Source organism: Chryseobacterium viscerum (genome assembly GCF_002899945.2).
Lineage (GTDB): Bacteria > Bacteroidota > Bacteroidia > Flavobacteriales > Weeksellaceae > Chryseobacterium > Chryseobacterium viscerum.
In genome coordinates this window covers 1-13,837 of the sequence record NZ_PPEG02000005.1, presented here as the reverse complement: position 1 = coordinate 13,837, position 13,837 = coordinate 1, and the positions used below count along the sequence as shown (strand labels likewise).

The window sequence follows — 13,837 nt, the reverse complement described above, 5'->3', positions numbered from 1 at the left end:
TTCAAGGAAGCAAAGAAGGAATCAACAAATTGATTTGATGAAGCGGTATTAACCCAAATGATTTGAACCATTAAGATTTTATAAGAGGTGAAGAATTATTAAGATAACAGCTGAAGCTATTATTAAGCGACTTACTTTATTCATCTTAGATGAATCTTAACTTCCCTTAAAAACTTTACTCTTCTTAATGGTTTAAAATCCGCATCATTACTTATCATTCCAACCTCAGCATAATATTGGTATGTGATTCTATAATTTCTATCAGAATATCAAAAATGGTCTGCCCATTCCCTTCCGTTAATTCATCTAATTTCTGCTGAATCAATTCTATATTGAAAGGTTTTCCTTGTCTGATTTTATTTTCATAAAATCCATAGGTGGTATCAAAGCCTAGGTCCTCTTTTGATTTCTGTGATTCTTTCCAGACGATTTCAATTTCTTCTTTGTTTTCGAATACGCCAAAACCTCCGTAGAGAATATCATCAAAGCCATCCAGCGTTCCTACTTTCCAATCCGCATCTTTCATCAGAACGTTGGAGATTTCTTCGTAGAAACCTCCTAAAGATGAAAAATGACCGCCATTGATGACGATCATTTTTCTTGTATTGTTATTTGAAGTATTCAACACCGTTTTTGAATATATTGTGATAATTCGCGGTTGGTATATTTTTCATGAGACCTTCAGCAAATCTTTCCGGGTGTCCCATTCTTCCGTAGATCTTTCCACATGGGCTGGTAATTCCTTCAATTCCGAATAATGAGTTGTTCGGGTTGAATGGCATTCCGTGAGCGATGTTTCCATCAAGATCTATGTATTGAGTAGCGATCTGTCCGTTCTCATACAACTTCTTGATTTCTTCTTCTGAAGCCATGAAACGTCCTTCTCCGTGAGAAATAGGAATGGTGAAAGTCTGACCTTTCATTCCTTTTAACCAAGGGCTTTCGTCATTCAATACTTGTACAGTCACCATCTGAGAGATATGTCTTCTGATTGCGTTGTGAGCCAATGTTGGAGAGTTTTCATCAAGATCTTTGATTCTTCCGTATGGCAACAACCCTGACTTCACGAGAGCCTGGAATCCGTTACAGATCCCGATGATCATACCGTCTCTGTCTAACAATTCGTGAACTGCCTTTTTCATTTTCTCGTTTTTCAGAACGTTAACGATGAATTTTGCAGAACCATCCGGTTCGTCTCCTGCTGAGAAACCTCCTGAGAATGCCAGAATCTGAGAGGTTCTGATCTCTTCTACCCATGCATCAATGCTTTCATCCAATAATTGGTGATTGATATTGATCAAAGGCAGGCTGCTTACTACAGCTCCTTCTTTCTGGAATGCATTCAGCGTGTCATACTCACAGTTGGTTCCTGGGAATACTGGAGCAAAAACTTTCGGCTGTGCAATTCCGTGTTTTTTAATGATGATATTTCTTGGATGGATTGAGTTTGATTTTTCATCAATTTCAATCGTGATCTTTTCTTTTTCTACTGTTGGGAAAAGGTTTTCGAATGTGTTTGTATTGGCAGATACCAGATCTACAATACTGGATTCAAGATTGTTGATTTTTAAAGTTCCTGAATCTTTTACTTCTCCGATCAACTGAAGAGCAGCTGAGCTTAATTCTTCTTTTGATTCAATGATTAAGCTTCCGATATTTTTCGCCAATAAAACTGTTTCATCAGCATTGATCTCAGCGCCCAATCTGTTTCCGAAGCTCATTTTTGCTAACGCTACTGCAAGACCTCCTTCTTTCACTGTTTTCACAGAAACAATTTTACCTGCCTTGATATTTTCGAAGATGAATTCAAAAACTTCTTTTAAAGCATCATAATTCGGAAGTCCGTTTTCCTGGGCAATATGATTGAAGAAATACAGTTTATTGCCTGCATTTTTCAATTCAGGAGAGATGATATTTTCTTTATCCCCGTTGGCACATGCGAAAGAAATCAAGGTTGGCGGAACATTCAGATCCTGATACGTTCCACTCATGGAATCTTTACCTCCGATTGCTGCTAAACCAAGTTTGATCTGTGCATCATAAGCTCCTAAAAGGGATGCTAAAGGTTTACCCCATTTCTCAGGGTTTTGGCCTAATTTTTCAAAGTATTCCTGGAAGCTTAATCTGATGTTTTTGTAATCTCCACCCATGGCAACGATCTTCGCAACACTCTCCACTACAGCATAAGATGATCCTAACAGTGAGTTTTGTTTTGAAATTTCAGCATCAAATCCCCAGCTTGCCAAAGAAACAGTCTTAATGTCTTTTGCTCCCAGAATGGGTAGGGTCTGCACACTTCCTTCCATCAGAGTCTGTTGGTATTTTCCTCCTAAAGGCATCGCTACTGTAGTCGCTCCAATTGAAGAGTCAAACATTTCCAACAGCCCTTTTTGGGAAGCTACATTTTTATCTTTTAAGATGTTCAGGAAGTTTTCAGCTGTGAAAGCTTTAGTTTCTTCTTTTACTTCATCAAGGTGAGTGATTTTCACTTCCTGAGACTTGGAACATCCGTTGGTATCTAAGAAAGCTCTTGAAAGGTCTACAATTTTGTCTCCCTTCCAGAACATCTGCATTCTTCCTGAATCTGTTACTTTTGCTACTTCTACAGCAACAATGTTTTCAGCTTCACAGAATTTGATGAACTTTTCTTTATCTTTCGGATCTACAACTACCGCCATTCTTTCCTGAGATTCAGAAATAGCAAGCTCTGTTCCGTTCAATCCTTCGTATTTTAATGGCAATACATCTAAGTTCACTTCTAAAGAGTCTGCAATCTCACCGATCGCCACAGAAACTCCTCCTGCTCCGAAGTCGTTTGATTTTTTGATCAGCTTCGTTACTTCAGGATTTCTGAATAGTCTCTGAATTTTACGTTCTTCTACAGCATTTCCTTTCTGAACTTCTGAACTCATGGTATGGATAGAGGTTTCATCCTGTTCTTTTGAACTTCCGCTTGCTCCTCCAACTCCGTCACGACCTGTTGCTCCTCCTAAGATAATGATTGAATCACCGTTTTCAGGTTTCTCACGTCTTACCCAGTCTACAGGAACAGCTCCGGTAACGAAACCAACTTCCATTCTTTTCGCCTTATAGCCTTCGTCATAGATTTCAGAAACCATTGTAGTGGCAAGACCAATCTGGTTACCATAAGATGAATATCCATTGGCAGCCTGTTTTGTAATGGTTTTCTGTGGTAATTTTCCTGGTAATGTTTTGTCTACCGATTCTAAAACGTCTGCGGCACCCGTCAATCTCATGGCCTGGAATACAAAAGATCTTCCTGATAATGGATCTCTGATGGCACCTCCTAAACAAGTAGATGCTCCTCCGAAAGGTTCAATTTCTGTTGGGTGGTTGTGCGTTTCGTTTTTGAACAACAGATACCAAGGTTCTTTTTTACCGTCGTATTCTGCTTCAATCTGGATGGTACATGCGTTGATCTCATCAGAAATCACCAGGTTATCCAGGTTTCCTGTTTTATGGAAATATTTACCGCATACTGTTGCAAGATCCATTAGGGAAATTGGCTTCAGCTCGCGGCCTAAGAATTTTCTTTTTTCGATATAGTCATTGAAAATAGTTTCCAATGTGTGTTTGAACTGACCTTCAAACTGAATGTCTGACAATTCTGTTTCGAATGTCGTGTGACGGCAGTGGTCACTCCAATACGTATCTAATACTTTCAGTTCTGTTTCCGTAGGATTTCTTTCTTCAGTTTTGAAGTATTCCTGAATGAATTTCAGGTCATCTAACCCTAGTGCAAAACCATGATTGTTATAGAAGTCTTCAAGTTCTGCATCATTGAAATTGATGAAATTTTCGTGGATGATCACTTTTGATGGTGTTTCATCTGCAGGAATATTTAAGATAGTTAAGTCTTTTTCCTGAGATTCTACTTTGTTGATCAGAAGGTCTTTGATTTTAACCAGATCTGCTTCGGAAACTCCTTCAAATTCGATCAGCTTTCCACTTCTTACTTTTGATTTTTCATTTTCTGTCAGCAAAGCGATACACTGCTGTGCAGAGTCTGCTCTCTGATCATACTGGCCAGGTAAAAATTCCATTCCGAAATGAATAGCTTTTACTGGGTTTTCTGTATGTAAAATATCAGTAACAGGATCTACAAAAGTATTGTTCACCACTTTTTCAAATTCTCCGTCATTCAGATTGAAAATATCATATACATTGTATACTTTCACACTTTGAATTGCCGGAACAACTGCTTTTACTTCATCAAAAATTTTTGGACTTTCAACATCGAAAATTCCTCTTTTTTCTACGAAAATTCTTTTGTTATTAGACATTAGATGTCAGATTTTTAATATTAGATTTATTTTTCTTTTACTTTTCTGATTTCAGAGCATCCATCACAGATTATTGCTTTCTGTACTGATCCTCTTTTTGGGTGTTATCATCCACCCTTTATTATTGAGTACAAATTTACTCTTTTTACTTTCTTTTTCCTCTATCTTTTTCTTATAAAACGAATGCCAGATTATTATCTTTGGTACCGTCATTATTGGATGTATTTTTAGTATGCTTTTGATTCTTTTGCCACTTTCTGGGCAGCTGCATCTATGATTGAGAAAACCGTTTTATCCGTTTGTACATAATTTTTCACAAATGCTAACGTCAATACGAATATATTTTTCATTCAATTAACTCAGAGTGTACCTCTCTTTACAATGTTATTACTAGACTATTATTTTTAGTTCCGTCGGTATTGGAGGCATTTGGAGGAGTTGTCATCCAGCCTTCTTTATTGAATACAAATTTAAAGGAATAGCTCTTTCCTTTTTCAAATTTGGATATTGGAACTTCCAATTCAAAAGAGTTATGATCTTTCTTGGTCATTTGATATTCTTTATTTTCAGGATTCCAGTCGTTGAAACTTCCTGCTACAGCGATGGTATTGATCAGGTCAGCATTCAGATTCTTTGGATGGGTGTAAGAGAAAACAACTTGATTTCCCTTAACAGAATACCCATAGATCTGCTTCTTGTCTGACGTAGAAATCAGATTTCCCACTAAATCCGCAGCTGCATTATAAAGGGTCCCAAATGTTTCAGGTCCGTTGATATTTACAATAATACAAACCCCTATATTCAATTCAGGATATACTGTAAACCAGGTATTTGTTCCGTAAGATCCGCCATGTTTAAAGCCTACTTTTCCTTTTTCACTGATAAAATATTTATTCCAGAAATATCCACACCATGCTTCTTTACTGTTATCAATATTTCTCTGTGATTCCTGTGCTATTTTATTTTTTGAATCTAATTCTTCTCTTAAAAACTTCACCATATCTCCCATTGTAGATTTGGTTTTTGCACCGCCGGCACCCCATAAGTCGCTTTTTGAAGCGGGCATCAGACGGTAATTGATATGGTAACCATTGGCTTGTACTTCATTTTTATCGAGCTCCAGTTTGGTATGGTTCATTCCCAATTTTGAAAAAATATTCTCCTGTAAAAGGGTTTCATAGCTTTTCCCATATATATTTTCCAACATGAGTCCTGTAAGTTCCAGACTCAGATTACTATATCTGTATTTTGTTCCGGGAAGCATATCCAGTTGTACGGTTGTCAGATCTTTCTTAAAGTCTTCTTTTGTATAATTTTCATTCAGTTTATTATACAGAAAAGGAGTTTCATCCGACATATTTTTTCTTAATTCATCATCATTAGGAAGGTTTCGCGGCAATGCTGTCTGATAAGAGATCAAATTTCTCACTTTTATCGGAACGCCTTTATATTCCAGGTTCGGGTAAGACCCTTTCAGGTATTTACGTACATCGTCATCCAGGCTTACTTTTCCATCCAGAACAGCTTTTGCCAGCAACTGACCTGTCAAAAGTTTGTTTACTGAAGCGATTTCAAAATAGGTATTATCATCTGCTTTATTTCCTTTTCCTTTATCAATTTCTCCAAAGTGCCTGGTGTATACTTTACCATCTTTCAGAATCCCGATAGATACAGAGTAAGCTCCTGATTGCTGAGCAAGCTTTTCGGCATTTGCATCAATGATTGAATTGATGGTCTGATCATTTTGCGCATGACTCTTTATACATAGTAAAGCAAATACAAATAATAAAGCATTTTTCATGGTATAGGTTTTATTAGTTGATGAACTTATTGGGATTATCCGGGTGTTCCTTTTGATATTGTTCAGCCGATTCTATTTCATTTTTCAGCCATTCTCCGAAAGGAATTCTTTCTTCATTATAATCCTCTATTGCATAGAATGCTTTCCCATCTTCTGATACCAGAAATTTAAAACGCGTCAACATTCCTAAATCTTTTTTCCTGTAATCATAGGTATTTACCTGATAATACGGGAAGTTTTCTTTTGGTCTTTCCACGATTTCAAAAAGCAGATTCTTTTCATTTTCAGATAATTCATTGTAAACGTTTACATAATAAAGGTCTGCTAGCTTTTTGTTTTGCTTTTCAAAGAACTGCAGCATATTTTTCTCTTTTCCATTGTATTGAAAAGGATTTGGATAATACTTTCCATCTATTTCAACATCTTTCTCTGTTGGTTTTTCAAGTGGCTGAACGGTTTCTCCTTTGACATTCATCACTCCCCATTTGCCTCCTACAATAGATCTATGCTCATCATTTGTTTTTTCCCAATCGCAGCCGTCACAAAATGCTGCGTAACCGTAATTAAAAGGTGATGCAAAATCATGCTCTGCTTCAATGACAATCTTTCCGTTTCGGTCTGCAAATCCTACCTTACCATTTTTCACCAATCTTCTTACGCCTTCAGAGAAATAATCAGCTCCATTGTCATAGAGAAATGGGGTATAAAGAAAGTTTCCTTTTCTGTCATATACATAGCCCCAGGTGTTTTTCTGATATTTTTCTCCTTCTTTGCTGCCATCGAATAAGATGGTTTCTCCTTCTACCGGATCACCATCTTTAAGGAATGAAAAGATTTTGAACTGTGCAGGAACAATTATTTTTCCGGCTTTATCTTTTACTCCCACCAGAGAATCTTTGGATTTAAAATAATGTAAATCCTCTTTACTTTGAGAAAAATAAATGATTGGTGTTAGTATAATGGCTAAAAGTATTTTTTTCATTAAATTGGAAGTGATATCAAAGCTTAATTTACTAGTCTTTAGTGAGATCTGTTTTCTTACGCGAATTTACAATAAGATAATATTTTTTAGCAACATCATAGTCTATAGAATTGTTTAGCTTCCACTTCTGATAACCTTCGTAATCAAATTGATGATTTTCCGGCGGACTTAATAAATAGTTATACTGCTCCATTAAAAATTCGTCTGTAAAGCCGTCAGTTCGAAGTTTTGTGAAGAACGAAATCAATTTATCTACTGTGAAATTACCTTCTTTAATTAATGTGAAATTTTTTTTTGTCTTATAATCTATAAAACCGTTAATTCCCGCAATGTGAAAATCTAAAAGGATTCCCGGAATTCCTGAAGCTCTTTCATATTTATCAATATTCTCATATATCCATTTCATTTTATTTGTAGCACTACTCATGGTGATTCTTAATAATACCGTGTCACGAGCAGCAACAGGTGCATAAATAATATTCGAATATCTAGTTAAAGGATTATTTTCTACAATTTTTACCGGTTGTAATTTTTTTAAAAATTCGTCATGCATTTTATCCAGAATTAAAGTATCATTCCCTTTTTGGCTTATTTCTGAAATGAAAACCCAAAAACCAGCATCATAAACCCTTAAATTAATCAGCCTATTAAGATGGTTAAAATAGCTGCTGATTCCATGAAGCTTGAACTTTCCTTCTTTAAAGGTTACCACTCTATTTCCTTTTTCACGTTCTTTAGGAGTATATCTTCTTTCATTTAAATCTTTATAATAATGATTTAAAAGTCTTTCCTCATCAAGAAAAGCTGGAATAATTTTGAATTTAAATAATGCATCACTACTTTTATTTTCATATTCTGCAGCAAAAACGCTGTCATTTTTAGAGTTTGTAAACAATGCCGTTCTGGAAAAGTCACCCAAACTAAACGGAGCGGTCATTCCTGAAGCTATATGGCTAAAATCTACATCAGATCTGATTTTTTTATTCGGTTTTAAATCCTGAGAAAATATCATCACAGGAAATAAAAACAAAATAAAAAAGAGATAAATTTTCATAATCAACAAAATAAAAAATGCAGCCCACAAGGCTGCATATGTTTTATACTTTAAGATCAGCTTCCAATCCTATCAGGTCTTTATTCTGGTCCAAAATCGGCTGAACTTCATTCGCAATGAATTCTTCCGTCTGGATTGGTGCGAAACCAATAAAGTTCTTAGGATCTAAAACTTCTTTGAGTTTTGATTTGTCTAGTTTTAAAGAATCATCATTTAAAATTCTTTCGATAAGATCATTTTCTTTTCCTTCTTCCTTCACTTTCTTGGATGCTTCCATAGAGTGAACTCTGATCACCTCGTGAATTTCCTGACGATCCCCCCCTGCTTTTACTTCTTCCATGATGATGTATTCTGTCGCCATGAAAGGAAGTTCTTCCATAATGTGCTTGTTGATTCTGTTCGGATACACTACGATTCCGTTCATGATGTTGTTCCAGATCAATAGAATGGCATCAACAGCTAAAAATGCCTGAGGAATTGTCAATCTCTTGTTAGCAGAGTCATCTAATGTTCTTTCAAACCATTGTGTAGAAGCTACCATTGCAGAACTTGTTGTCAAAGACATTACATATTTTGCCAACGCTCCGATTCTTTCACTTCTCATTGGGTTACGCTTGTACGCCATTGCTGATGAACCGATCTGGTTTTTCTCGAATGGTTCTTCAATTTCCTTAAGGTTTTGAAGTAAACGTAAATCGTTTGTGAATTTGTGCGCAGATTGAGCAATATTTCCTAATAAAGCCACTACTTTAGCATCAATTTTTCTATCGTAAGTTTGTCCGGAAACTCCGAAAACTTTATCGAAACCGAATCTTTTTGAAAGTTCTTTATCTAAATGTTTTACTTTAGAATAGTCACCATTGAAAAGCTCAAGGAAACTGGCAGCAGTTCCTGTAGTTCCTTTCACTCCTCTGAAACGAAGGGTTTCAAGGAAGAAATCAAGTTCTTCGATGTCAAGAACCAAACTCTGTAACCAAAGTGTTGCTCTTTTCCCAACAGTCGTCAACTGAGCGGGCTGGAAGTGTGTAAATCCTAAAGTCGGAAGGTCTTTATATTGAATAGCAAAATCTGCTAAGTTCTTCATTACGTTAACCAACTTTTTCTTTAAGATTAAAAGTCCGTCACGAATTTGAATTAAGTCTGTATTGTCTCCTACAAAAGCTGAAGTTGCTCCCAAGTGGATAATTCCTTTTGCTGAAGGCGCCACATCACCATAAGCGTGAACGTGAGCCATTACATCATGACGGAATTTCTTTTCGTACTCTGCTGCTTTCTCATAATCGATATTTTCAGCATTAGCTTTTAACTCAGCGATCTGCTCGTCTGTAATTTCAAGTCCAAGGTCTTTTTCGATTTCAGCAAGAGCTATCCAAAGTTTTCTCCAATTCTGGAATTTGTTATTGTGTGAGAAATTAAATAACATTTCTTCACTGGAGTAGCGCTCTTCCAATGGATTTTTGTAGGAATTCATTCGTTCTTTTACTTTTTAGATGCACAAAAATACGATTTTTCAGTGAGAGATAAAAATCCAGCTTTTATGATTTTTCAACCATATTCCGAATCAAATAAAAGATTTGCATTTATACTTTTACCTTGAAATCGAAGATTCGACGTAGTCAAACAAAAGTATACAAAAGTTCAAGACGGGAATCATCCGCTAAAAATTTGAATGCACTCCTAAAATTTCCAAACTCGCATGGATCACATGGTACTTCTTCGGCTTTAAATTTCGTCCATGCTCAGACAGTGGAAATTTTTTAACGGATTACATTCAAATTTTCTTAACGCTCCTGATTCCTAAGTCAATGAGTGAATAGGACATAAAATAGGCTATCCCATTTCTGAGACAGCCTTTTCTTTACATTATTTTTATGAATCGAATTAATCAATAAGTCCGCATGGTGATCCTACAGAAATACATTTTTTCACAAATGAACACCAGAAGTATCCTGGCAGACACATAGGGATACCGCCTTGAACTGTTTTTAATTCTCTGTTTGAAAGTTTTCTTAGATTTTTCATAGTACTATTTTTTGTTTTTTCCTACTCTATATGCTTTTCGGATTACGCTTTAATTTGGTAACACCAATATACATATTTTTCAAATACAAATACATAACCAGCTCATTTCACACAACTTATATTGTAATAAACTTTTTAATCCTACGATTAATTAGACTTAAAAAAGCAATCAATAAATGGCCCTGTTATTCATTTAAAACCGGAATTTCCACATAACTGTCGTTATACCATTTGATCTGCAGAGGAACGGAAGCATCTTTGATGGTTTCTGTGCTCACCTCCTTCCCTGTTCCGTAATTCAATTGGGAGAACGGATTTTTATTAACATCAATTTTCACAACCAGTCTGCTTCCTTTCTGAAGTTTTTTGCTTATAAAATGGCTATTGGTAAATTCTATCCATGTTTTGTCTCCAGGCTTCAGAAGATTTCTTTTAGTAATATCTTTTGCATAGCTGGCTCTTCCGATATAATATGACAAATGGAAATACTTTCCTTCGGGAGTCAATTCATATAAAGTCACTCCCAGATCCACATCTTTTTTATTAATAGAGACATGAAGTCCTCCCACAAAGGAGCCGTTTACAATTGTTGGTTTTTCTACCGGATTGCTGGTAAAAATGAAACCTGAACTTTTATCCAGCTCATTTTTCTCTATCGGAGACGGGTAATAATCGCTGTTGCCACTCAATTTTCGATCTTTAAAATCAACTATTTGTGAAAGGAATGTATTTTTATTGGAAGTTTTGGAATCCAGAAAGTAAGTACTTCCCTTTTTTTGATGGGAAAGGTAAAATTTCAGAACCTCATTGTTCATTTTTTCAAATGAGGGAGCACTGCGCCATTCATTGGCTCCCATGACTTCATAATTGATTTTGTCTTTAAGGACTGATGGTTTCGGCCCGTTTTTCATGATATGATCAAACCATTCGTAGGTAATTTTATTGATATCAAAAAGGGCAACATCATCTACTTTGTATTCATTCACTTCTTTCTCACCTCCCTGCTGGGTTCCAAAATGCCCATATGGGCCAATGATCAGATAAAACGGAGTGCCCGGGTTATATTTCTGCAATTCTTTAAGGTAATAAAGACTAGAGTTTTGGGAGTCGTTATAATATCCGTCAAAAGCAAGCACCGGAATAGTGATCTGTTTAAAATCATCTTTATAAGGAGCCATTTTCTGCCAGTATTCATCAAAATCAGGATGAGTAATCCACTGTTGAAACCATCGGTTGGGGGTACCATCAATGCTGTCCATTTTGTTGTATGCCCCGCCTTTATCCCACCATGTAAACATCATTGACCTAAAACGCTGTCTGTCGTTTCCAGTTTCATTATCCAGATATTTGTTGTTTCCGACATAAAATGCCCATTCATAATTGGGGTTAATGAATATATTATTTTCCATAGGAAGTCCCATTCCGGGACGGTTTGCCACATACGGGACAATTGTTTTCAATGCAGGATGCATCGTTTTACAGGCCGCCCACTGGCTGAAACCATTATAGCTGCCCCCATACATTCCTATACTTCCATTGCACCATTTTTGTTTACTGATCCAATCAATAACATCATAGGTATCTGTGGCTTCAAATTCATAGGGATTAATATCATTCGGACTTAATCTTTTGCCTCGGGCGTAGGCTATAACGCCAATATACCCTTTATCAGCAGCATTCTTCAAACTTTGAAGATCCCGTCCTGTATCGCGAACATAGATTGTAAACTGAAAAACCACCGGAAGAGGCCCTTTCTCTCCTTTCTTTTTCACAATCATGGCAGAAATCATCGCTCCATCCCTGGTTTTCACCATGACGCTATCCTGAATATCATAAGAACTATCCTGATTTTTAGCAATAGTCGACATGGCTTGTTGTCCCTGAACAGAGACAATTGCACATAGAAAAAGAATGAGCAGATATTTTATCATTTTTCTTTTGTTTTCGTTGACTAAGATACTAAAACCACTGCGATTGCAGTGGTTTTGTTTTGTTTGTGGACACGAGCGAGACACTCGCGCCAGCGGGGAAAACATTACTACAAAAAACATCAACAACTTCAAAGCCAGCCAATAATATCCTCTTTTCCTTTGCCAATTGAAACTAAATATTGTACCTTATTATTTTCAATTTTAAAAAAAAATGGATTTTTTAGATTTTTGTTTTCCAAAATATAAACACCTTCAGTCATGCCATCTAAATCAGGTTTTTCACCTTTATAAGAGTTATAATCTGTAATAGTAAATTCACAGTTGTATTTCTTAAGTTCCTTTAATATCTGAATATATCCCTCTTTATAGTCATTTGGTTTGTCTTTATAGTAAGAGTTATAAAATTTTTCAGCACTTTCATTACTTAATTCATTAAAAAAAGTTGCAAAAACCGGGTTAGTATATTGCAGCTTGGATTTTGAACAGTTAAAACAGAAAAAAATAACTGCTAGACTATAAACCAATACCTTTAACTCTGTCGTTATCGCTTTCATTATTTTTGTTTTTTTGGGGTTTTGAATTACCTTCAGGGGTTTTTCCCTTACGAATATTATTATTTTGTTCTCTTAAGTCTTCTCCTAAATCTCCAGGATTATGTCCATTAAATGCTTGATATGAACTTTTAGTTTTTGGCAATTTGATTCCTCCAGCCGCCACAACATTTATAACAAAATCTGCACAGTTATTTGTATTTAAATCATATGTCGTATTTTTTTCTGAGTCAACAAAATCTAATATATCATTGAAATTTTTCTCGCTAATACTTCTTGTTTGTACAACCTCGTCTTCATGCCCTGCATTGTCTTTTATTTTTCCACTAGCACTTGACGCAAGAGGATTTACACTGGGAGGATAGGTATAAAATCCAAAAGATTTAGAATCCGTTGTCCCATCAGTGTTCTTTCTATTTAAAGTTACAAATGCATGTCCTGAGTCTCTCTTAGGTAGAATTTGATAAACATCCCTATCTCCTCCATCACCTGGCTGATCAACATGAATAACTAATTGATAATTTTTTCCTGTTTTACCATTAGTAAAAGCTTCTCTAATCTTATTAGAATCTATTGCCTCTAGACCTTCCAATTCTCTGTGGGATACAACCTTGTTTTCAGAGAAATTATAATGGGACTGATAAGCGTACTTTTCACTTAATGGATCAACATTGAAGAACCTTCCCATCGCTGCATCATAATTCCGCCATTTATAAGAACTCCATCCTGTTTCTGTTTGCTTTTCCTGCCCTTGGGAAGAATACTTATAATTTGGAGATATCGAAAGAGAAGTTCCTAAATAATCTCCAAATTCAAGTCCAAAAGGATAATAATGGGTCGTTCTGTCTATCTTGAGGTTGCCAGAAGCATCTTTATAATAGGCTAATCTGATATTTCCTACTTGATCGGTATAATTGTAAATATACTTATTTTGAACGAAATCATAATATCCTTCTGAAGTAGCTACGAACTGTAATATCTGATCGTTATACTGAAAGCCATCCAGATAGTCTGTAGTATTGGTGGTTTCTATTTTTGCTTTGCCGGATCCGAGATCATTCAGGAGGTAAACTTCCCTGTTTTTCAGACCAATTAAAATTATTAAATTTAGTTTGTTAAACATTATGAAAAAGAGCAAATTTTCAGAACATCAGATTATCAATATTCTGAAAGAATATGAATCTGGGAAAGC

At 35.8% G+C, this 13,837-nt stretch carries 11 protein-coding genes; all 11 read right to left on the bottom strand.

Annotated features, from left to right (window positions below):
- Positions 1-214: 214 nt before the first annotated feature.
- The 11 genes from C1634_RS11860 to C1634_RS11820 all read right to left on the bottom strand — a co-directional run bounded on the left by C1634_RS11860 (position 215) and on the right by C1634_RS11820 (position 13,768).
- Positions 215-628 carry a ribonuclease inhibitor gene (locus tag C1634_RS11860; RefSeq protein WP_103232853.1) on the bottom strand — a complete coding sequence of 138 codons (414 nt, stop codon included), beginning with the start codon at positions 626-628 and terminating at the stop codon, positions 215-217.
- Complete coding sequence (locus C1634_RS11855; RefSeq protein WP_109738464.1) at positions 609-4,304, bottom strand: phosphoribosylformylglycinamidine synthase; 3,696 nt, start codon at positions 4,302-4,304, stop codon at positions 609-611. Before C1634_RS11855 ends, C1634_RS11860 begins: the two co-directional genes overlap by 20 nt.
- A 227-nt stretch (positions 4,305-4,531) precedes the next feature.
- Complete coding sequence (locus C1634_RS26415; RefSeq protein WP_262509917.1) at positions 4,532-4,654, bottom strand: hypothetical protein; 123 nt, start codon at positions 4,652-4,654, stop codon at positions 4,532-4,534.
- Positions 4,655-4,680: 26 nt separating this feature from the next.
- Entirely contained in the window at positions 4,681-6,105 is a 1,425-nt protein-coding gene (locus C1634_RS11850; protein WP_109738463.1) for a serine hydrolase, read from the bottom strand.
- A 13-nt stretch (positions 6,106-6,118) separates the two neighbouring features.
- Positions 6,119-7,087 carry a WG repeat-containing protein gene (locus C1634_RS11845; protein WP_103232850.1) on the bottom strand — a complete coding sequence of 323 codons (969 nt, stop codon included), beginning with the start codon at positions 7,085-7,087 and terminating at the stop codon, positions 6,119-6,121.
- A gap of 31 nt (positions 7,088-7,118) precedes the next feature.
- Positions 7,119-8,099 (bottom strand): hypothetical protein, encoded by a 981-nt coding sequence (locus C1634_RS11840; RefSeq protein ID WP_228410064.1) that lies wholly within the window; start codon positions 8,097-8,099, stop codon positions 7,119-7,121.
- An 85-nt stretch (positions 8,100-8,184) separates the two neighbouring features.
- Positions 8,185-9,612 (bottom strand): adenylosuccinate lyase, encoded by a 1,428-nt coding sequence (gene purB, locus C1634_RS11835; protein WP_109738461.1) that lies wholly within the window; start codon positions 9,610-9,612, stop codon positions 8,185-8,187.
- A gap of 410 nt (positions 9,613-10,022) precedes the next feature.
- Positions 10,023-10,163, bottom strand: a complete 141-nt coding sequence (locus C1634_RS26005) for a bacteriocin-like protein (protein WP_165835319.1) — start codon at positions 10,161-10,163, stop codon at positions 10,023-10,025.
- 185 nt (positions 10,164-10,348) lie between these two features.
- Positions 10,349-12,094 carry a CocE/NonD family hydrolase gene (locus C1634_RS11830; RefSeq protein WP_109738460.1) on the bottom strand — a complete coding sequence of 582 codons (1,746 nt, stop codon included), beginning with the start codon at positions 12,092-12,094 and terminating at the stop codon, positions 10,349-10,351.
- Positions 12,095-12,222: 128 nt separating this feature from the next.
- The gene (locus C1634_RS11825; RefSeq protein ID WP_103235163.1) at positions 12,223-12,648 is read right to left on the bottom strand and encodes a hypothetical protein; all 426 of its coding nucleotides are present in this window, start codon (positions 12,646-12,648) and stop codon (positions 12,223-12,225) included.
- Entirely contained in the window at positions 12,608-13,768 is a 1,161-nt protein-coding gene (locus tag C1634_RS11820) for an RHS repeat-associated core domain-containing protein (protein WP_109738459.1), read from the bottom strand. The genes C1634_RS11825 and C1634_RS11820 overlap by 41 nt, the downstream gene beginning before the upstream one ends.
- Between the last annotated feature and the right edge of the window lie 69 nt (positions 13,769-13,837).